Raw genomic sequence first — 19,341 nt, forward strand, 5'->3', positions numbered from 1 at the left:
TTACCTTTCCAGTATAACCCTATCACAGGTCGTTCATAAATTAAAATATCGGGTGTTTCCCACTAAAAATAAATCTGCTTTCCCTGAATTGAATACGCACATCCTGAGACATACTTTCAGGGAAAGCGGATATATACTCTTATAGAAGAAAAAGGGGGAACGATTCATGGCGACACGCTGGATTTTCGGCAATCAACTCAGTCACAGCTTACCGCTTCTGACGGAAGCCGATCCGAAAGAGGACATCATCCTGATGGTCGAAGCAACGTCCCGCTCGACCTGGAAAGCGTATCATAAACAAAAACTGGTGCTGATTTTTTCAGCGATGCGTCATTTCGCAGACGAACTTCGGGACAAAGGATTTACGGTCGATTACCGGGAAGCGGACTCGTTTGACGAAGCGTGGAAGCAGCACCAAAAGACGTACCAACCGACGCATCTCCTGTATACAGCTATCACAGACGAACCGATGCGCCGTGCCCTGCAAAAATTTCAGGATACTCTCGCGAAAACGATCACCGTCGACGTCTGTTCCGACGTTCCGCTCTTTTTATTGACGCAGGACGAAGCCATCGCACTGCTAGGGGATAAACCGTGGAAGATGGACCGCTTTTACCGGCAGCTCCGAAAACATCGCCGCTTGTTGATGAACGGAAACAAACCGATTGGAGGAAAATGGTCGTTTGATGCAGAGAATCGAAAGCCGGCGAAGGACGATGTGGATTTTAAAGCACCGATCCGATTCCGACCGGATCAGATCACGCGTGATGTCATCCACAAAGTCGAGACGACGTTTGCCGATCATCCAGTCAGCTTGAGACGTTCCACTGGCCGGTCACCCGAACAGAAGCCCAGCGCGCGCTCGCCCGGTTCATTGAAGAACAGCTAGAGACATTCGGCACTTATCAGGATGCGATGCTGACCGGAGAGGATACGTTATCGCACTCCTTGCTCTCCTCGTCGATCAATATCGGCTTACTGTCACCGGACGAAGTCATTAAAGCCGCGGCCGCCGCACTGGAAGAACAGAACGCACCGCTCAACGCTGTTGAAGGATTCATCCGGCAAATTCTCGGTTGGCGCGAATACATGCGGGCGGTTTATTTAAGTGAAATGCCGGGGTACGAACAGGTCAATGTCCTCAAACACAACCGTGACTTGCCGGACTTCTTCTGGGATGGCGAAACAAAGATGACGTGTGTCGCGGAGTCGCTGCGACCTGTCATCGAAACGGCGCACAATCATCACATCCAGCGGCTGATGGTGCTCGGGAACTTTGCTAATCTGTTTGAGATTTCCCCGCAACAGACAGCAGACTGGTTCAACGAAATGTATATCGATGCCTATGATTGGGTCGTCCTGCCGAATGTCCTTGGCATGGCCTTGCATGCCGACGGTGGTCTCCTGTCGACGAGCCTCGGCGAACTATATCCATAAGATGAGCGATTACTGCGGGAACTGTCCCTTTAACCAGAAGGATGCGCTTGGCGACAATGCCTGTCCCTTCAACGCCTTATACTGGGACTTCTCGCCCGGCACGAGGAACGTTTCGCCGGTAACCAACGGATGTCGATGATGTACCGGCAGTGGGCAAAACGGGATAAAAGCGATCAGCAGGCGATTCGCAAAAAAGCGACCTCCTTGAAGAAACAGCTGGCGGATGGCAAATTTCACAGCTGAGTATCGTCTCAACAAATAAGACCCGGTTCCCTGCCTTACTTGGCGGGGAATCGGGTCTTTGTTTATTTCCTTGATGCATTACGCACTGTGACGCTCTGCTTTTTGATGTTTTTTCGTCCGCAGCTGATACAGGATAAACAATCCGATGAACCAGACCGGTGTCAGGAGCAAGGCCGGACGTGTTTCGTCCGCGACGAGCATGACGATTAAAATCAGTGTAAACAGACCGAGCACGAGGTAGTTGACGAACGGTGTCAACGGCGCTTTGAATGTTGAGGCGGCATGCAATTCCGGCTGTGTTTTCTTGTATTTCAAGTGACAGACGAGAATGACACCCCAGACCCAAATGAAACAGATTGCACTGATCGTTGTGACGATGCTGAACGCTTGTCCCGGAAGTAATTTACTCAACAGAGCCCCACCCGAGACGACCAGCGTCGAGACGAACAACGCATTCGCCGGCACATGATTTTTATTGAGCTTTGAAAATGATTGAGGTGCCTGTTTTTGATTCCCGAGATTATAGAGAATCCGGCTCGTTGAGAACATTCCGCTGTTACAAGCAGATGCGGCTGATGTCAGAACGACGAAGTTGATGATTCCGGCCGCGACCGGAATCCCGATCAGACTAAACGTTTTGACGAACGGGCTTTCCGTTGCGTTCAGTCCGGTCCACGGATTGATCATCAAGAGGACAAGCAAGGCACCGACGTAGAAGAACAAAATCCGTAGCGGAATTTTATTGATTGCGGACGGAATGTTCTTTTTCGGATCAGCCGTTTCGGCGGCCGAGACACCGACCAGTTCCACTCCGACATAAGCGAAGACGACCATTTGGAACGACAACAGGAATCCGGTGACACCGTTCGGGAACATCCCGCCGTGCTGCCACAAGTTCTTGACCGTGACCGGTCCTGCATCCGTATTAAAGCCGATCACGAGCAAGACGATTCCGACACCGATCAAAGCCAAAATCGTGACGACTTTGATCAAGGCGAACCAAAACTCGAGTTCTCCAAACAGTTTGACCGTCAGGAGATTAAAGCCGAGTAAGATCAACAGGGCGATAACGGCCGGAATCCATTGCGGGATATCAAACCAGTATTTGACGTAAACACCAACGGCGATCACGTCGGCCATCGCTGTCATGATCCAGCAGAACCAATACGTCCAGCCGGTTACGAACGCGGCGCGCGGTCCGAGATAATCTTCCGCGATATCCGTCAGGGACTGATAACCGGCTTTTGACAACAGTAACTCTCCGAGTGCCCGCATGACGAAGAAAATCGCAATCCCGACAAGCAGATAAGCAAATACGATTGACGGTCCCGCCAACTGAATCGCTTTCCCAGACCCTAAAAACAACCCTGTTCCAATCGTTCCACCAATCGCAATCAATTGGACATGACGATTCGATAAATCCCGCTTTAATCCTTGCTGTTCCAAACCTGAACTCCTCCTTTGATGATCTCTCTGTTTTCCCCCGGTCAGACTGTTCTGTCAGTCCAACAAAAAAAGAGACTGGACGGGTGTCCAATCTCAAAAAAATCATCAGAATAACAAATAATCATTTTCCGGTCGGCAAAGCCAACACAAAAAATAAAGATTTAGTACTCTTCTGTCCTTTTGCCTGAGATTGTGAACCCTTCGGCGCCGTTTACACGGTCTCTCCAGAAGCTGCTCCTGCCATAGTGTGACCCATGACAATCATAGCTTTCTCTTTTTATTCGGTTACTGAGGTGACATAATCACCTGAATTGTTTCTAATACTAGTAATCTTATGATTGTTTGTCAACCGTTTTATTTTATTTTTTCATTTCTTCTTTCATAACGTGAAACAGGACTTTGCGTACGTTTTCCAGAAGTCTCCTACAAAGACTACAGCAGGAGGAGGAACTGATCGTGAAGACATATTATGTCATCCGCCATTGCGAAGCAACCGGACAAGCACATGATGCTCCGTTGACGAAACAAGGTTACAAACAAGCAGACGCACTCACCGGTTTTTTCAAAACCATCCCAGTCGACCGGATTTTATCCAGTCCGTTCCGCCGGGCACAGGAAACGATTTTACCTGTCGCCGCTCTCCAGGATTGTCCGGTTGAAATCGAGGATCAGCTCCAAGAACGAATCCTCAGCACCTCGCCATTAAGCGATTGGTGTTCCGCTTTACAAGAAACGTTCGTCGATTTCGATCTCCGCTTTCCCGGCGGTGAATCGAGTCGTGAAGTGATGGAGCGGATGACGTCTGTTCTGAAAGAAGCATCGTTGCATCCGGCCCGTCATACGGTGCTTGTGACACATGGAAACGCAATGGCTTTATTGTTGCACACCATCGATTCAACCTTTGGCTACGATGACTGGCAGCAATTGCAGAACCCTGATGTGTACCGTCTCGTTCAGACTGCCGACGGGATGACCTGTGAACAGATGACGCTTCATCAAACCAAAACGTAAACAAGTGACAGACATTTTTTCAAGTATTCGATAAACGCATACAATTACTTTTGATCTATTCTTTTAACTTATGGAAAACATAAGAATTATCTATTTTACTTCCCCTTCGAACTCGACTACATTTAACGAATTGATAACAAAGTGAAGTAGTTCGAATCCCTGTCAGACAGGGATTTATCTTAAGAAAAGAAGGCGTACATTAGTCTACACAATCTAATCATGCACGAAAAGGGTATTTGATGATGGCCGTTCTCTGGTTCGCTTATGCGACGTTCACCATGAATTGGGTCGCCGGGTCTTCCTTGACACCACAGATCACGGTCCATTTTTTCGATGACCGGACCGTCAATCCGTTGATTTCGCAACTCGTCAACTATTCGATTACGACGGCACGTGTCTTCGCGAACATCTTGGCGGCACTCATCCTGATGAAGCTCGGACCAAAAAAAAGCACCGATGCTGGCCCTGTTGTGCCTGATGATGTCAATCATCGCCACCTATCTTCTAAACTACTGGGCGTATACGGCAGCCCGGATGATCATCGGACTTGGGGGCTCGATGGTCGTCGTTTTCCTCAGCTGTTCGACGTACCTGATCTTTAGTTTCTTTTTACCGGAAACCAAACCGAAACAATCGGTTCCGGCTTCGAAAAAAACAGCCTGATTGCAAACGATCCCCAGTGTCGCACGCGACCTGGGGATCGTTTATTTTTGGTGGGCGCCGTATTGATAGCGCAGTATGAATAACAACCGGATCAACGGTTCATGGTACGAAATGAACGTTCCTTCCCGTATGCCGGCAATGATGTCGTCTTCCGTCGCCCACTTGACGGCTTGGACTTCTTCTTCCTGTAACGTCAGTGTCGCCAAATCAACGTCTGTTTCGATTAAGTAATAGTCGTCAAACCCGACCTCAAACGGAACCGTCAACTGTGGACGCCGTCCGGCGAACGACAGGGACAATCCGAGTTCCTCAAACAATTCACGTTCCGCCGCTGTTTGACTCGTATCGCCTGCTGTCGCACTGCCGCCGACGCTGAGATCCCACATGTTCGGCCAGCCCTCTTTGAACGGCTGACGGTGCTGAATCAACATCTGTCCCTGTTTGTTGAACAAGCAGATGTGGACAGTAAGATGGTAATCGCCATCTTTTAATTCTGTTCCACGCGGCCAGGTCCGTCCTGTTTTCTCGCGGTCTGCCGTATAAATATCCCATCGTTCCATTTACTTCTTCCCCCCTGCCCAATTGTCCGCAAACAGCGTCGCGACAGTTTTGTCTGCTTTCGCCCGATCGAGTCCGAGGACGACACTTAAAAACAGTGTCTCCGCCGCCTCATCAAACAGTGTCAGTTCGTACTGTTTTCCGAAACGGACCCACCGTCTTTTGCCTTGCCCGATTTTATTTCCCTGATACGTGACACTAAACGTCATCGTCGCCCAGTTGATGTCGATTTGCAGGTCCCGACTGTCAATCCGATAATCCGCAAACATCAAAAATCCTGTTTTTTGAATGGTCGCAACGACACGCCCGTCGACTTCCACAAGGATATGCGGCAACATGCTGAATGTCTGTTTCGTTACGCGGCCGACCTCGGCTTCTTCCTGTACGAGTTGCCAGTTTTTCTGCATTTGCAACAACTGTCCGGTCACTTCATGCGTGACGTGTCCGGCTTCGTCTTGGATTGTAAAACGTCGTTTCAACTCCATCGTCTGCTTCATCAAAAGTGATTTCATGCTTCTCTCCTGTTCTGTTAAGATGATGCGTTTGCCGCATCATCTGCCTTCACACAATCAATTGCAACGACGAGTGCAATCAGAATCGTCTCCATCGCGGCATCGATTACCTGAATTTCATAGCTGTCGCCAAACGACAACCACTTTTTCTCAACCTGTCCAACGACTTCCCCTTGCCGCTTGACCTGGAAATCCATGTCCCACCAGTTTCCGTCAATCTCGATTCCGGCTGCGTCAATCGTATAACGGGCTTTGAACAACGAAAATTCCTTTTCAATCGTCATCGTTTGTCCATCAACCTCAACAAAAAACTTCGGTCGGAGACTGAGCGTTTTTTTCGTGATCGTTGCAATTTCTTTCCCGTCCGTCGTCGTAATCGAAAACGACTTCGGAATTTTCATGAAGCTGCCTTCGACGAGATACTGATCCTGCTCCTGTTCATTCTTGATCGAAAAACGGCCTCGTAAACTGAGTGCTTTTTGTTTCATGTACAGTGTATGCATGGAGAACTCATCCTTTCCTGGCGACTGTGTTACACCTATTACGACATAACCGGACTAAAAGATTCATTTCTGCTTTCCTTTATGTGGTTTCGCCAAACGGCTTCAACATTCCCGCCTGCAAAGCTTGTCTCCTTGCACTTTTTGTCCAATACGCTTAAAGTATATAGTTGATGAAATTTTAATTGAGCAAAACGAATTACCTTAAGGAAAGGGTTTTATATACGATGAAAAACAACTTTTGGCAGGACCTGCCACGACCATTTTTTGTACTTGCTCCAATGGAAGATGTCACGGACGTCGTCTTCCGTCACGTCGTCGCGAAAGCGGCACGTCCGGATGTCTTCTTCACTGAATTTACGAATACGGAAAGTTACTGTCATCCAAAAGGCAAACAGAGTGTCCGCGGACGCCTTGAGTTCACGGAAGATGAACAGCCGATGGTCGCCCATATTTGGGGCGACAAACCGGAATATTTCCGTGAAATGAGTATCGGGATGGCGGAAATGGGCTTTAAGGGAATCGACATCAACATGGGTTGCCCGGTTCAGAACGTCGCCGTCAACGGAAAGGGATCGGGACTGATCAACCGCCCCGACGTCGCCGCTGAACTGATTCAAGCAGCGAAAGCCGGCGGTCTGCCGGTCAGCGTCAAGACACGCCTCGGTTATTCCAAAGTCGAAGAATGGCATGACTGGTTACGCCACATTCTTGAACAGGACATCGCCAACCTGTCGATTCACCTGCGGACGCGTAAAGAAATGAGTGCGGTCCCGGCCCATTTCGAACTGATTCCGGAAATCAAGAAGCTCCGCGATGAAGTGGCACCACAGACACTCTTGACGATCAACGGCGACATCAACGACCGTCAACACGGTCTTGAACTCGTCGAGCAGTACGGTGTCGACGGTGTCATGATCGGACGCGGGATTTTCCATAACCCGTTCGCGTTCGAAGTTGAAAAGAAAGACCATTCGAGCGAAGAATTACTGGATCTGTTGCGTCTGCAACTCGACTTACATGATCAGTATTCATCTGAATTCGAACCGCGTCTTTTCAAACCGCTCCGCCGGTTCTTCAAGATTTATGTCCGCGGTTTCCGCGGGGCGAGCGAATTACGCGCCCGTCTGATGGATACGAATTCAACGGACGATGTTCGTGCTTTGCTTGACGAATTCGTCGAACAAGAAGGCATTCACGCTGTTAATTCGTTTTCGATTTAAAGATTTGAATTGAACATGCAAAAGAGCAAGGCATCGCGCCTTGCTCTTTTCTTTGTCGTTAGTTGGATTCCGCTTCAAGTCGAATCTTTAAACAGGTGAATTCAAACGGTGTATCGCATGTCAATCGCTCCAAACGCCGTTTTCCGACGCGCCGGTCGAGCAACGCAAAACCGCGGATGAAGGCATGGGGATGCGTCAACGCCTCTTCAATCGCGAGCGTCGGATACAGCAACAAATCCTTTTGTACGTCGTAACTGGCATGCCATCCCTCTTCCTCCAACTCACGTTCAATCTGCTCATATAATACACGTGATGTGTTGAACCAATCCGATTGAAAAATCTCCAGTGTAATTCGCTCCGGTTTTTCCGGCAAGCGCTTCTTCGCCAACGCATAACGACGGTCCGCTTCGAACGTAAACCGCAAATCCTCCGCCCGGAAAATTTCTTCCCCGTCCAGTGTCATCCAGACTCGGGCTTCGCCGTCATGAAAATGCCGGTCAACTGTGGCATACAAATCGAGACGCGGTCGAAGTGACGGCGCGACGAACGATAATATCTGCTTTTTCATTTTTGAGAATTGCATCGGGTCCTCCTTTAAAACGCGTTAAACACCAGGCAGCAACTGACTGCCTGGTGTTTAAGTTTACCCGTTTTTCATATGGAACGATTCCGTTAACGTAAAGGTGATGTTTTTGAGCTCAAGCCCGCCAAGTGCAAAATACAGCTTGAAGTAGTTGTGTGGATTAAAGACAAAGACATCTTTTGTCTGCGTCACCCATTCGCCGTTTGTTCCGTTAAACGTAAACGTCGCGACCGGCATGTTGTTCGCAAACAATGTCACCGGCATCTGCGCGAGTTCCCCGGCATACGACCGGGCTTCAAACATGACGTGGTACATCCCGGTTTCTTCCGCCGTCACGGCGAAGACATGACTGCTTCCGGTCGACGTGTCGAGTTCGTCGAAGACAATCGGAACGCCGCTCTGGAGTTGCTGATGCGTTACGGCCTGTTCGTTCAGATCATCCGTTTCTTCCGGTAATCCGGTGACGTCGACTGTTGATTCCTGACCAAGTGTCCGCTCCATGACCGGTGACCGCAGGATGAACTGACAGATATTCGCCGCACTCCGTAACAATTCCGCCCGTGTCAACGTCCCGTCTGCAAGCGACGACAGCGTATCATCCTCAAACGGATTCGCACCCGGTTCTCCGACGACCATGTAGAGATCGTTTTGCGAACGGACCATCGTCGCCGTCTGTTGCCGGTTGGCTTCCGTTTCTTCGGTATTGATTTTCGCCCACCAGTCGGTCATGACGACACCGTCAAAGCCCCACTCATCACGGAGAATCCGGGTGTTCTGATCATACAGGCCGGCGGTCCACAGACCATTGACGGCACCGTATGTCGTCATGATCGCATATGCCTGTCCCCGTTTGACGGCATGTTCAAATCCTTTTAAATAAATCTCCCGCAAGGCCCGCTCCGAGACGATCGAATCGAGATCATGGCGATGGAATTCCTGGTTATTGGCACTTAAATGCTTCAGCGTTCCAGTCACCCCGACCCGGTGCATCCCGTCGAGCTGGGCGACAGCCATCATCCCCGTCAGATGCGGATCTTCCGAGAAGTACTCGAAGTTCCGACCGTTGAGCGGATGATGATGGATGTTCATCCCCGGTCCAAGCAACGTATCGATGCCGTTTTTCCGGAGTTCGAGCCCAGTCATCTCAAATAAGTCCGCCACCAACTCGACGTTGAACGTCGACGCGACAAGCGTTCCGTTCGGTAGTGAGAAGGCTTTAGTTCCGATATCCATCCGGATTCCGGACGGACCGTCGGCACAGCAGGCCGCCGGAATCCCGAATGCCGTCAGCCGGTCGGTCACACCGCCAAAAGCAGCCGCTGTTCCCGGTGTGACGCGCGGTGAGTTCATCCCTTCGCCGCGGACGATCGCTGCCAGATCCTCATCCGTCAATTGATCGAGGAACACGTCGAGGGACGTCTTCTCTTCATAGACATCCTTCAGTGTCAGACCTTGATCTTCCGAATACGTGCGTGCTGCCGGTCGTTCGGCGAGACGGCGGGCTTCCGGATCGATTGTCCGCAGCGGTGTCGCTTCGTACGTGACGTCATAACCGGTTTCCGTCTTGCATGGCTTCAGCCGGTCGAATGCCGTGACCGGAGCCATGTTTTCGCTTAACGTCTCGGTGACACGTAACGTGTCAATCGTTTGTGTCGCCACGTGCGCCGCGGTCCGGACGTCCGTGCCGACGTACAGATGATACGCTCCTGCTTCAATGACGTAAGAGGATTTATGCCCCGTCATACCGGCATCATCGTAGCTCGCGTATTCCGTCAGCGGTACCGTCAACGTTACCGTCTCCTGTTGACCCGGTTCCAGCTGTTGCGTCTTCGCAAAGGCTACGAGTCCGCGTGCCGGATTGCCGAGTTGTCCCTGTGGTTTCTCGAGATACACCTGGACGACTTCTTTCCCGCTGCGTGTCCCTGTATTCGTGACGGTGACTGTCAATGTGACCTGTTGCTCCGTCATGTCGACCCTTTCTGTTACGGCGTCAAACGTCGTATAGGATAAACCAAACCCAAACGGATACAGGACGTCGTCTTTCGCAAACGTCTCGAAGTAGCGGTACCCGACGTAGATGTCTTCCTTGTAGATCGCCCGGTCTTCGTGACCGAAGTATGGCGTCGACGGATACGCGTCGAGTGAACGGGCAATCGTATCCGGCAGTTTCCCGGATGGTGTGACCGCTCCCGTCAAGAGATCGACTAGGGCATTTCCGCCCTCCATCCCGCCTTGCCACGCATACAAAATCGCACTTGGATCAAAATCAAGCGCCCACTGCATGTCGATGACATTGCCGACGTTTAACAAGACAACGGTCTTCGGGAACGCCTGTGAGACTTTTTCAATCAAGGTTAATTCGACGTCCGTCAGCAGGTAACTGCCCGGGTCTGCCGTATTGTCACGGTCTTCACCGGCCGTCCGACCGATCATGACGATGGCGACATCCGACTGCACCGCCGCTTGAGCGACGACTTCGTCCGTGACCGGCATTTCCTCTTGCGACCAGGGTTCCGCCGCCCAGCCTTCGCCTTTATCAAATGGATGATCTTTCAGCCAGACTTCATACACGTCGAGCAACGATTGGTTTACCGTCACATCCGGATGGTCTTGCAACGCTTCGAGCGGACTTGTCACGTGTGTGACGTTCACCATCCCTCCCGATCCCGTTCCGCTTTTGTAATAGTTGAACTGATTGCGTCCGAACACCGAGACTGTTGTCCCCGCTGACAGCGGCAACGTCTGCTTGTCATTCTTCAGCAGGACCGCCCCTTCTGCGACCGTCTGTCTCGCCAGTGCCGTATAGGCGTTCCAATCTAATGTATAAGTCGTCATCTGCTTATCCCCCTATGGTGTTCGTATCAGATTTCATTACCGCAAACCGGTTCTGAAGACCGTTTGCAATTTCCGTGATGCAGTCTTCCGCTTGCGGATACTGCCCGAGCTTTTCGATAAAGGCATGATCCATGCCGTTGTATTGAATGCGTTTTGTTTTGACGCCTGACCGCGCGAGTTTTCGTCCGTACGCTTCGCCTTCGAGACGAAGATAATCGTATTCCGCCGTGATGATCAATGCGTCAGGCAGTCCTGTCAACTTGTCGCTGAAGAGCGGAGAGACATGTGGATCCTGGACGTCCGTCGTCCCTTGCAGGTACAACCGGTTCAACAATCCATCCGAGTCTTCCAGAGCTGTGACGATTCCTTCAAGTAACTCCCGATTCTCGTTCATCTCGTATGCGTCAAGACGCCAGTTGAAATCATCCGTCGGCAGAGCCGCGAGATTGACGACCGGATAGAGCAGGACTTGGTACTGGATCATCTCTGTCTGTTGTTCGCGGTCAAGCAGGGCACAGACCGTCGCTAAGTTCCCGCCGGCACTATCACCGGCTACAGCCAATTGTTCACGGTTAATCCCGAGTTCTTCCCCCTGTTCATAAACCCATTTGACGGCCGTAAAACAGTCGTTCAGACCGGCTGGAAATGGATGTTCCGGTGCGAGTCGGTAATCGATCGAAATCACGACGACGTTCGCCCGCTCCGCCAACAACCGGCAAGGATGTTCAACCGGTTCAAGCGTTCCGCCGAAAAAGCCGCCGCCGTGAAAATAGACAACCGCCGGTAACGGTTCCGTCGACCGGGGACGATAGATCCGCGCCGGGATCGGTTGTTCGGCACTTGGAATCATGATGTCTTCCGTCGTGATGTCTGTCGTCGTCAGGTCGGTATTGATCCACCCCATCCCGGCCCGCGCTGCTTCGAGTGAAAAAGGGCCGACCGGTGAACTGTCCTGCTGTTGCTGCATCATGACTTCCAAGACGCGCGGATCAAGTACGCCGCTTTCCGTCCGGTCCGGTACCGGCTTGATCACGACTTCAACACCATCCTGCCGTTCACCGGTCTTTTTTTGTGCTAACCGGTCGACCCATTGCTGATAATCCTGTCCCATGCTTATTCCTCCTTTAACCGAATCGTTCACTTGTTTATAAGAAATCATTCATTTGTAAAAATAAGTATCGAAACCGCTTTCGTAAATAATTAAAAAAATGTCCGATATCTCTTTTTCTTAAAAGATACCGCTTACAAAACCAATCATACGCATCTTTATCCGATTAATCAATCATTCTGGATGATTCAAAAAAAGCCACTTGTCTTTCACGTGTTTTCCTTGTCGGAATGACGTGAAACGAGTGGCTTTTTTAAATTAGCTTAAGATATTTTCTTCTGAAACGAGCGTGAATCCGTCGATGACCGTGTCTTCCTCGACTTCGATCAACAGACATTGTTTGCCGTTGTAATTGACCTGCTTAATGTACTTCAAGTCTTGAGCACTGACGGAGATATTTGCAACTTTCGTATTGATTTTAATCGATTTCGCTTCATAGTTCGGGACGATGTTACTCGCCTTCATTTCGTACGCCGTATCATCGATGACCGTCTTAAAGGCACGTTCGACCTGTTCCGTACTGACGTCTTCGATGCCGCTCGCTTTTAAGACCCGTTCGACTTCTTTGACGTCCAGCATCGGAGTATCTTCCGGCTCGTCTTCCTTTTCGTCTTCTACGACGAGCAAGTGATTGACTTCCTCATAGACACCCGCGAGCGTTTTTGAATCGACTGATTCGCCGATGACCAGTTTGACGATCTCTTCAAATACCGCTTTGTCTTCTTCCGCCGTCACGATCTGATCACCGTTCAGGACATTTTCGATGAACAGCAGGTCTGGTTTATTCGGTTTGCTTGCTGTGTAAAGGACACGGTTGACGTCCGCCGCATTGTCCGTGAAGCATGGAAATAAAAAGCCGCCAATTGGTGACGCCAGTTTGATGACCGGATTGATCAGCAGGTTCGACTTGAACTCGAGATCGACATAGTCGAAGACAAGCGACTGTTTCGGCAGTTCCGTCTGGTTGAGACTGCTGAGAATAAACGGTGTCGTATAGACTTCATCGTTCTTATCCACTTCCGTCTCATCCGCCTGACGTTTCGTTGTTTTGTAATACTGTCCCCGGATGAACGTGACGACGATATCGTTTTCGTACTGCACGTCCTGGACCATCTTCAGCGCGATCTGTTGCATCTGCTCCGTCCAGTCTTCCGTCTCTTCCGTGTACAGCCCTTCGTACAACAGTTGTTGCGTATGTCCGGTCGCGCCTTCTTCCGGCTGCTGGAACTTGACCTCAAACAGCTTGATGTCGAGTTTCCCGGTCAGGACTTTCTTGAAGTTCGCGAGGAACAGTTCCTGTTGCTCGAGTTCAAGAAAGGCAAACGGTCGGCTTTCCTCATAGAAGATTTCACTCGTTTCTTTGCGGATATATACATTATAAATTTCGTTGATTTTAAGTAGTTCCGAGTCGACCTTAAAATGGCGACGGATATCACTGATGTCTTGTTTGTTCATGGTACGGTCTCAGCTCCTTGGCGTTTGAATTCCTCGTTGCTCCTAAAAAAGGAGTGCCTCCTGTCCAAATCGAACAGAGGTACCCCTTTACTATACAAGATTTGAATCAGATTCGCTGACAGAGTTCAATTCTTTGCCCGGGAACTGAATAAATAATGTCGAATCAGATAACCGACCAGAACAATCAGCAACGCGATGGAAAAGTAGACGATGAAATTTAGCGCGACCGGCAGAAAGATCGACACGACATAAATAATCATCACCGTGACGGCGTAGAACAGTAAAAATTGACTGATGGCTTTCAACGGACTTCTCCTTTCGATTTGGTTCTTGTTACTCCTGTTCGAATGCTCTAAAACTGTAGGAGTTCGTGATTGGTTCATGGATCACCAATTCGTAGCCAAAACCTCGTTCGTCTGCCTGCTCAACAATGGATTCAATCTGAATCGAGTTGAGATGACGTTGAACGAAAACAAGTGTAATGATCATCAAGACGAGCAGTCCTGCTAAAATAAAATTTGGTATAATGGACGTATGTAATCCTTTTTTCATCCCCTCAGCTCCTTCCTTCATTCATACGCTTTTTCTTATGTAAAGTTCCAGATTTCCCTATTGTCCTTCTTAAATGACACAGGTTTGATGGAAATTTGTTTAAGAAAAGTTCAACTAAGGAAAAAATCATACATACAGATCATGTAACAGAAAGCAGGTGTCTCATGGTGACTCAAATCATCGGTCTCGTGTCAGTCTTCCTGGTTCTCGGCTTGATTTTTACCAATCGTTCTCTTCTGACCATCCTTCTGGTAGTGTTCGTAAGCTCAATTGTTTTGTTTTTTATACGAATTTTCCTGGAAAAAATGCCGCTCTTAGATGCTTTCTTTGATTCGTTTGGTTTTTTATCAAACATTGTTCTGGTTTTTCTAGTCGTCCATTTTTTCAAAAAACGATCAGCGCACGATAAAAGTCTGTAACCAAAGCATCCCAGTAGCGGGTGCTTTTTTCACGTTAAAAGTCTTCGCAATTTTAATGTATGCACTCCATGTTTTATCTGATATTGATTTTAATTTTTTTTATAATTCCTTTCTCCATTACTTTAGGCTTAATTCCAAAAAAATATTTCCGGTAAAAAGTATTCAACTTTTGTAATGTTTACATTATTTTAACCCTATCCAAAATATTCGATGGCATACTGAGTGAGTTGAGAGGATTCTCTCATCACACTTACATAAGAGGAGGCAATTCATGTTCCAGAAAATCAAGCTACTCGCCGTATCGTTTGTTTTGCTTCTCACTGCGTTTCAGTTCGACCTCTCACCCGTTTCCGCACTCCCGTCCGGCATCCCGTCAAAAGCGACGGCTCAATCTGAGCTCAACGCACTGACAGTCAAGACCGAAAGTACAATGACCGGTTACTCCCGTGATCTCTTCCCGCATTGGAGCAGCCAAGGAAGCGGCTGTGACACCCGTCAAGTCGTTTTGAAACGCGATGCGGATTCTTACGTCGGCAGTTGTCCGGTCACGTCCGGCTCATGGTACAGTTATTATGATGGACTGACATTCACGAACCCGTCCGATCTCGACATCGATCATGTCGTGCCGCTCGCGGAAGCATGGCGTTCAGGTGCAAGCAGCTGGACGACAACGACACGTCAGGCATTCGCAAACGACCTCAACGGTCCGCAATTGATTGCCGTCTCCGCAAGCTCAAACCGTTCGAAGGGTGACCAGGATCCATCGACATGGAAACCAACTCGTGCCGGCGCAAGCTGTGCCTACTCGAAGATGTGGATTAATACAAAAAGTCGTTGGGGCTTAAGTCTCCAATCCTCTGAAAAAACAGCACTGCAAACGATGCTGAACACCTGTACATACTAAGAAGGAGTCGATTCGATGGAAACGAAAACCTCTACGTTTACCGCCACGCACGGTGTGATGACGAATGAAGTCGGCGTCATCAGCGGCGAACTGGAATTACGGACGACCTGCCAGGAAGACGGCACACTCGAACTCGCCATCTCCTATGTTGGCTCAACCGACGTTTACACATTACCCGGCAAGGATTATCAGCTGCATGATGTCCGCGATCACGAAGTCGTGCACCGGATGTTAGCGACTGTGTTAGAACGAACTTGAACTACCTCCACCTACGCTTCACTTAGAGGTGAAGGATTCCTGAGTTATCCGACCTAACGGTCGAAAATTTATCAGGCTAACCCCGTCGTCCCGACGGTTGAAGAAGCTAAGATACGTTCGGCTTCTTGTTTGAGATTCAGTCCTGCGTTCACATCCCGGTCGTGATGGATGCCGCAACTCGGGCATGTCCATTCCCGTAAGCCAAGATGTTTCACGTCTTTGTGTTGATGTCCGCAACTGGAGCACAGTTGACTGGAAGCAAAGGTCTTGCCGACTTTTACGACGGTCTTCCCGTACCATTTCGCCTTGTACTCCAACATGCAGAAGAACTCGGACCAGCTGACGTCCGAGATGGCCTTGCTTAACTTGCGATTCTTCTGCATGTTCTTCACCTGCAAGGTCTCGATCCCGATGACGTCGTGGTTTTGGACGATCTCGGTCGATACCTTGTGCAGGAAGTCAGTGCGCTTGTTGGCGATCTTCTCATAGATACGGGCGACCTTCCGCTTCTGCTTCTGATAGTTTCTCGCCTCAGAAAGCGTGATTTTCTTGTTCAGGGCGATGCGTTGACGACAGGAGAGCTTACGCTGTTCGCGCGCCAGTTTCTTCTCAAGCGAACGGAAGTAACGGTCGTTCTTATATACCGTGCCGTCCGACAGGATGGCGAAGTTCTTGAGTCCAACGTCGACGCCGACAGATGAACCGGTCTTCGGCAATTCGTTGATCTCCTGCTCGACGAGCAGGGAGACGAAATATTTGCCTGAAGCGTTACGTCGAATCGTGGCGTTCAAGATACGGCCTGTGATGTGTTTCGAATGGGCGAAACGTACCCATTTCAGCTTCGGAAGTTTGAGTTTGTTGCATCCAATCGAGACTTCAGGAAGCTGGTTTTTGCCTTGGATGTTGGTCTTGTACGACTGGATGGGATTGCGCTTCGACTTGAATCGAGGGCGTTCGTTCTGCTTCTTGAAGAAGCGGTCAAACGCATCAGCAAGATGTTTGACGCTGATCTGAACAGAGGTACTATCCACTTCTTTCAACCAGTCGAACTCCTGCTTTAACAAAGGAATTTCTTTGGAACAAGAACCGTAGGACAGTCCTTTTCCAGTGGTCTTGTACATTTCATCCCACTTCGCCAAGAAGTGGTTGAAGATGAAGCGTGAACACCCGATCGTCTTCGCGATCAGGATTTCCTGCTCTTTTGTGGGGTAGATTCTGAATTTGTAGGCCTTGTGCTTCAACACCATTTTTCACCTCCTTTAAAGGAAAATATACCCGAAAAGCAGGCTGGCGATTCCTCTCCCACTTTCACTTCGTTTAGAAGTGAAAGTGGGAGATAGATCGCCTAATTTTGATAAAAAATTGAATGTCCTATAAAAAACACATGTAGAATTGACCTCGCTGTCAGTCTTACATGTGTTTTGGATTGAATAAGACATTCTGTTGGACATATACCGCAATTGTCCATCTTTTTCATTGTCTCCACATTTAGATGGATCGTAGCGCTATCAACTAAAAAGAAAAACGTAGAAAAACTAATCCTACTTTAATAATCAAATTAGCAGAATCGATACTATTTTTTTTGTTTTGTTTCATTAAAAAGTATCATCGGATCATAAGGTGCATTAGGATCATTTTTCAAATTGATAAAATGTCTTTGATCATTCCAATCCCCAAACTGCTCCGTATAGGGCATTTCCAATGACTGAAACACTTCCTCATTTTTGACCAGACCAATGTAAACTTCGTACCCTTCATCATCTGATGAGAAAAATCCGCCTTCAGCAGCCGTAGTTTCAACCAGCGCTTCATCAATCAAATCTCTTAATTTCAATAATGCTTGTTTATTTCCAACAATAAAGGATTCTTGATGATTGGTATGCTGAGCATAAATATGTAAATACATCTGGTGTTTCCATGACATGATGTCTTCTCACCTCACCGGTTATTTTTTCAAGCATACTTTTATTTGGTATTGATATTGATTTTGAATATGACCTAAATGTAATTGATGAAATCCTAAAACAAAAGGTTCTTCATTTTTATTCCTTACTCTCATATCGATGCTGTTTTCCCATCCAATCATTTCTTTCTCTCCATCTAAGTTTTTTAGCTGATATCCAACTTACGTTATGTTCGATATTGCTCGGATCAAAATCAATATCATCTGACCAATAATAAGTATCATTCTGTTTTAAAATGACAGCCTCAAAAAGTATCGAGGCGAAATTTTCTGCTGTCGGAAGGATATAAATTGCTGTTACACCTTCAAACCATAATTCAATCGCAGACGGGTTTTTAAACTGACGTTGAAATAACAGTTTGACGTTTGTATCTAATCCGCTTGGAGCAGCCATCGTCAGATTCTCATCAATATACGTTTCGGTCCACATATGCATCTCCTTCAAACAGCCATCATGAAAATAACCAAAGTCCTCAAGTAACTCCACGATTTCTGATTCCTCTTTTAGTTCATTCCAGTTCATAGGTTACCTCCTTTGCATTTTTTTGATCATCTCTTCTTGTCAGAAAAGCTATGCTATACAAAAGACCATCTCAATTGCGTAACAGCATTTGACATGGTCTTTTGTATTGACTGAACTTACTTATGATACGGCTCATTCCGATTAATCCGATACGCCCGATAAATCTGTTCACAGAGAATCATCTTCATCAATTGATGGGGAAATGTCATCTTCGAGAAGGAAATCGTATCGTTTGCCCGTTGCATGACTTCCGGTGCGAGACCAAGCGATCCGCCGATAACAAACGCGATTTTACTTTTGCCGTACGTCGCCAGTCGGTCGAGTTCTGTCGCAAACTGTTCACTCGTCCGTTGCTTTCCTTCGATAGCAAGTGCGTAGACGTGAACGTCCGGTCCAATCTTCGCTAAAATCCGTTCGCCCTCTTTTTTCTTCACTTGCTGCATCTCGGCGTCACTTAATTGTTCCGGTGCTTTTTCGTCCGGTACCTCGATTTCCTGAATCGAACAATAGGCGCCAAGACGTTTCGTATATTCGGCAATCCCTTGCTTCAAGTACTTCTCTTTTAACTTTCCGACCGTGATAATGGTAATTTGCATCATTGTTCTCGCTTTCTGACAGAAAATTCAGGAGTTATCCACAGAGTTATCCACATGTCCACATGTTGATAATTATTTTTTGCTTGACACAAGATATGTCGCGGGCTGGTCACAGTACTCACATGTGACGTTTTTCTCTGCCGGTACCTCTTCCAAAATCGGGTACTCTTCCGTTTCATCGACTACTTCGTCGAGCGCTAACTCGACGTGTTCTAAACAGACATATTTATCCACAGGTCTTTTCCTCCTTTTAAGTTATCCACATTTATCCGCTACCAGTATAACAAAAATTGACTTCTCCGGCCGAAAAAAGTTATCCACAGCTCCTCTTTGGAGTTACTTCCTTGATCCGCTTCCCTTCACCACCAATTCCTTCATCGTATCCGCTGCACGCGACTCCTACAGGAAAAAGCACGGCTCGCCCGCGCTGTCAGAGGAAAACGAGACCAGGGACTCGACGCCGACAGGCAAGAAGCCCGCGGCTTGTTCCTCGTCTGAGGAAAGCGCGTGCCAGCAAGATACGATGAGAACCGGAAACACTATCTTTTCTAC

22 protein-coding genes and 1 riboswitch are annotated in these 19,341 nt (G+C 48.4%); of the genes, 7 read left to right on the forward strand and 15 right to left on the reverse strand.

Features of this window, described 5'->3' with window-relative positions:
* The first annotated feature begins 166 nt into the window (after positions 1–166).
* Both EXIG_RS16120 and EXIG_RS16125 read left to right on the forward strand, forming a co-directional pair.
* Positions 167–889, forward strand: a complete 723-nt coding sequence (locus EXIG_RS16120; RefSeq protein ID WP_234944551.1) for a cryptochrome/photolyase family protein — start codon at positions 167–169, stop codon at positions 887–889.
* 26 nt (positions 890–915) lie between these two features.
* Positions 916–1,437 (forward strand): cryptochrome/photolyase family protein, encoded by a 522-nt coding sequence (locus EXIG_RS16125; protein ID WP_234944552.1) that lies wholly within the window; start codon positions 916–918, stop codon positions 1,435–1,437.
* 321 nt (positions 1,438–1,758) lie between these two features.
* Here the strand turns inward: EXIG_RS16125 and EXIG_RS15280 are convergent, their stop codons facing one another.
* On the reverse strand, positions 1,759–3,126 hold the full coding sequence (locus EXIG_RS15280; RefSeq protein ID WP_012371864.1) for an amino acid permease: 1,368 nt from the start codon (positions 3,124–3,126) through the stop codon (positions 1,759–1,761).
* Positions 3,127–3,288: 162 nt separating this feature from the next.
* Positions 3,289–3,364: riboswitch (glycine riboswitch) on the reverse strand.
* A gap of 218 nt (positions 3,365–3,582) precedes the next feature.
* Here EXIG_RS15280 and EXIG_RS15285 point away from each other — a divergent pair.
* Positions 3,583–4,137: a histidine phosphatase family protein gene (locus EXIG_RS15285; protein ID WP_012371865.1), complete on the forward strand. Its 555-nt coding sequence runs from the start codon at positions 3,583–3,585 to the stop codon at positions 4,135–4,137.
* A 239-nt stretch (positions 4,138–4,376) separates the two neighbouring features.
* Positions 4,377–4,739 carry a hypothetical protein gene (locus tag EXIG_RS15290; RefSeq protein WP_012371866.1) on the forward strand — a complete coding sequence of 121 codons (363 nt, stop codon included), beginning with the start codon at positions 4,377–4,379 and terminating at the stop codon, positions 4,737–4,739.
* 102 nt (positions 4,740–4,841) lie between these two features.
* Here EXIG_RS15290 and EXIG_RS15295 read toward each other — a convergent pair whose 3' ends face one another.
* Genes EXIG_RS15295 through EXIG_RS15305 form a run of 3 tightly spaced genes read right to left on the reverse strand, consistent with a single transcriptional unit; the run spans position 4,842 to position 6,373 of the window.
* The gene (locus EXIG_RS15295; RefSeq protein WP_012371867.1) at positions 4,842–5,360 is read right to left on the reverse strand and encodes an NUDIX hydrolase; all 519 of its coding nucleotides are present in this window, start codon (positions 5,358–5,360) and stop codon (positions 4,842–4,844) included.
* Positions 5,361–5,870, reverse strand: coding sequence for an LURP-one-related/scramblase family protein (locus tag EXIG_RS15300; RefSeq protein ID WP_012371868.1), 510 nt, complete (start codon positions 5,868–5,870; stop codon positions 5,361–5,363). It abuts the gene before it with no gap.
* Positions 5,871–5,887: 17 nt separating this feature from the next.
* Positions 5,888–6,373: an LURP-one-related/scramblase family protein gene (locus EXIG_RS15305; RefSeq protein ID WP_012371869.1), complete on the reverse strand. Its 486-nt coding sequence runs from the start codon at positions 6,371–6,373 to the stop codon at positions 5,888–5,890.
* Between the two features lie 224 nt (positions 6,374–6,597).
* Here EXIG_RS15305 and EXIG_RS15310 point away from each other — a divergent pair, with 224 nt between their 5' ends.
* Positions 6,598–7,593, forward strand: coding sequence for a tRNA dihydrouridine synthase (locus EXIG_RS15310; RefSeq protein ID WP_012371870.1), 996 nt, complete (start codon positions 6,598–6,600; stop codon positions 7,591–7,593).
* Positions 7,594–7,651: 58 nt separating this feature from the next.
* Here EXIG_RS15310 and EXIG_RS15315 read toward each other — a convergent pair whose 3' ends face one another.
* The 6 genes from EXIG_RS15315 to EXIG_RS15340 form a co-directional block, all read right to left on the reverse strand.
* Positions 7,652–8,176, reverse strand: a complete 525-nt coding sequence (locus tag EXIG_RS15315) for an SF0329 family protein (RefSeq protein WP_012371871.1) — start codon at positions 8,174–8,176, stop codon at positions 7,652–7,654.
* A 60-nt stretch (positions 8,177–8,236) separates the two neighbouring features.
* Positions 8,237–11,011, reverse strand: a complete 2,775-nt coding sequence (locus tag EXIG_RS15320) for a glycoside hydrolase family 3 protein (protein WP_012371872.1) — start codon at positions 11,009–11,011, stop codon at positions 8,237–8,239.
* Between the two features lie 4 nt (positions 11,012–11,015).
* Positions 11,016–12,122 carry an alpha/beta hydrolase gene (locus EXIG_RS15325; protein WP_012371873.1) on the reverse strand — a complete coding sequence of 369 codons (1,107 nt, stop codon included), beginning with the start codon at positions 12,120–12,122 and terminating at the stop codon, positions 11,016–11,018.
* A gap of 255 nt (positions 12,123–12,377) precedes the next feature.
* The gene (locus EXIG_RS15330) at positions 12,378–13,574 is read right to left on the reverse strand and encodes a DUF4317 domain-containing protein (RefSeq protein ID WP_012371874.1); all 1,197 of its coding nucleotides are present in this window, start codon (positions 13,572–13,574) and stop codon (positions 12,378–12,380) included.
* 125 nt (positions 13,575–13,699) lie between these two features.
* A complete protein-coding gene (locus EXIG_RS15335) occupies positions 13,700–13,879 on the reverse strand; it encodes a hypothetical protein (RefSeq protein ID WP_012371875.1) in 180 nt (59 codons plus the stop codon).
* Between the two features lie 28 nt (positions 13,880–13,907).
* Positions 13,908–14,126 carry a hypothetical protein gene (locus EXIG_RS15340; protein ID WP_012371876.1) on the reverse strand — a complete coding sequence of 73 codons (219 nt, stop codon included), beginning with the start codon at positions 14,124–14,126 and terminating at the stop codon, positions 13,908–13,910.
* Positions 14,127–14,816: 690 nt separating this feature from the next.
* Between EXIG_RS15340 and EXIG_RS15350 the strand changes: the two genes are divergently transcribed.
* Together EXIG_RS15350 and EXIG_RS15355 are read left to right on the forward strand one after the other, a co-directional pair.
* The gene (locus tag EXIG_RS15350; RefSeq protein ID WP_012371878.1) at positions 14,817–15,449 is read left to right on the forward strand and encodes an HNH endonuclease family protein; all 633 of its coding nucleotides are present in this window, start codon (positions 14,817–14,819) and stop codon (positions 15,447–15,449) included.
* A gap of 15 nt (positions 15,450–15,464) precedes the next feature.
* Positions 15,465–15,707: a hypothetical protein gene (locus tag EXIG_RS15355; RefSeq protein WP_012371879.1), complete on the forward strand. Its 243-nt coding sequence runs from the start codon at positions 15,465–15,467 to the stop codon at positions 15,705–15,707.
* A 71-nt stretch (positions 15,708–15,778) separates the two neighbouring features.
* Here EXIG_RS15355 and tnpB read toward each other — a convergent pair whose 3' ends face one another.
* The 5 genes from tnpB to EXIG_RS15810 form a co-directional block, all read right to left on the reverse strand.
* Complete coding sequence (tnpB, locus tag EXIG_RS15360; RefSeq protein ID WP_041262068.1) at positions 15,779–16,951, reverse strand: IS200/IS605 family element RNA-guided endonuclease TnpB; 1,173 nt, start codon at positions 16,949–16,951, stop codon at positions 15,779–15,781.
* A gap of 329 nt (positions 16,952–17,280) precedes the next feature.
* Complete coding sequence (locus tag EXIG_RS15365) at positions 17,281–17,631, reverse strand: hypothetical protein (RefSeq protein WP_052294393.1); 351 nt, start codon at positions 17,629–17,631, stop codon at positions 17,281–17,283.
* A gap of 118 nt (positions 17,632–17,749) precedes the next feature.
* Complete coding sequence (locus EXIG_RS15370; protein WP_012371883.1) at positions 17,750–18,193, reverse strand: hypothetical protein; 444 nt, start codon at positions 18,191–18,193, stop codon at positions 17,750–17,752.
* Between the two features lie 116 nt (positions 18,194–18,309).
* Positions 18,310–18,789, reverse strand: coding sequence for a 23S rRNA (pseudouridine(1915)-N(3))-methyltransferase RlmH (gene rlmH, locus EXIG_RS15375; RefSeq protein WP_012371884.1), 480 nt, complete (start codon positions 18,787–18,789; stop codon positions 18,310–18,312).
* A 72-nt stretch (positions 18,790–18,861) separates the two neighbouring features.
* Complete coding sequence (locus tag EXIG_RS15810) at positions 18,862–19,023, reverse strand: CxxH/CxxC protein (protein ID WP_012371885.1); 162 nt, start codon at positions 19,021–19,023, stop codon at positions 18,862–18,864.
* Positions 19,024–19,341: the final 318 nt, after the last annotated feature.

Origin of the sequence: Exiguobacterium artemiae 255-15 (assembly GCF_000019905.1) — a bacterium.
Classification (GTDB): Bacteria; Bacillota; Bacilli; order Exiguobacteriales; family Exiguobacteriaceae; genus Exiguobacterium_A; species Exiguobacterium_A artemiae.

Excerpts from the sequence above, each read along its gene's own strand:
- EXIG_RS15295 (WP_012371867.1), bottom strand. The coding sequence starts at position 5,360 with ATGGAACGATGGGATATTTATACGGCAGACCGCGAGAAAACAGGACGG.
- EXIG_RS15315 (WP_012371871.1), bottom strand. The coding sequence starts at position 8,176 with ATGCAATTCTCAAAAATGAAAAAGCAGATATTATCGTTCGTCGCGCCG.
- EXIG_RS15350 (WP_012371878.1), top strand. The coding sequence starts at position 14,817 with ATGTTCCAGAAAATCAAGCTACTCGCCGTATCGTTTGTTTTGCTTCTC.
- EXIG_RS15305 (WP_012371869.1), bottom strand. The coding sequence starts at position 6,373 with ATGCATACACTGTACATGAAACAAAAAGCACTCAGTTTACGAGGCCGT.
- EXIG_RS15325 (WP_012371873.1), bottom strand. The coding sequence starts at position 12,122 with ATGGGACAGGATTATCAGCAATGGGTCGACCGGTTAGCACAAAAAAAG.
- EXIG_RS15300 (WP_012371868.1), bottom strand. The coding sequence starts at position 5,870 with ATGAAATCACTTTTGATGAAGCAGACGATGGAGTTGAAACGACGTTTT.
- EXIG_RS15330 (WP_012371874.1), bottom strand. The coding sequence starts at position 13,574 with ATGAACAAACAAGACATCAGTGATATCCGTCGCCATTTTAAGGTCGAC.
- EXIG_RS15340 (WP_012371876.1), bottom strand. The coding sequence starts at position 14,126 with ATGAAAAAAGGATTACATACGTCCATTATACCAAATTTTATTTTAGCA.
- EXIG_RS15355 (WP_012371879.1), top strand. The coding sequence starts at position 15,465 with ATGGAAACGAAAACCTCTACGTTTACCGCCACGCACGGTGTGATGACG.
- EXIG_RS15320 (WP_012371872.1), bottom strand. The coding sequence starts at position 11,011 with ATGACGACTTATACATTAGATTGGAACGCCTATACGGCACTGGCGAGA.
- rlmH (WP_012371884.1), bottom strand. The coding sequence starts at position 18,789 with ATGCAAATTACCATTATCACGGTCGGAAAGTTAAAAGAGAAGTACTTG.
- EXIG_RS16120 (WP_234944551.1), top strand. The coding sequence starts at position 167 with ATGGCGACACGCTGGATTTTCGGCAATCAACTCAGTCACAGCTTACCG.
- EXIG_RS15290 (WP_012371866.1), top strand. The coding sequence starts at position 4,377 with ATGATGGCCGTTCTCTGGTTCGCTTATGCGACGTTCACCATGAATTGG.
- EXIG_RS15370 (WP_012371883.1), bottom strand. The coding sequence starts at position 18,193 with ATGAACTGGAATGAACTAAAAGAGGAATCAGAAATCGTGGAGTTACTT.
- EXIG_RS16125 (WP_234944552.1), top strand. The coding sequence starts at position 916 with ATGCTGACCGGAGAGGATACGTTATCGCACTCCTTGCTCTCCTCGTCG.
- EXIG_RS15365 (WP_052294393.1), bottom strand. The coding sequence starts at position 17,631 with ATGTCATGGAAACACCAGATGTATTTACATATTTATGCTCAGCATACC.
- EXIG_RS15310 (WP_012371870.1), top strand. The coding sequence starts at position 6,598 with ATGAAAAACAACTTTTGGCAGGACCTGCCACGACCATTTTTTGTACTT.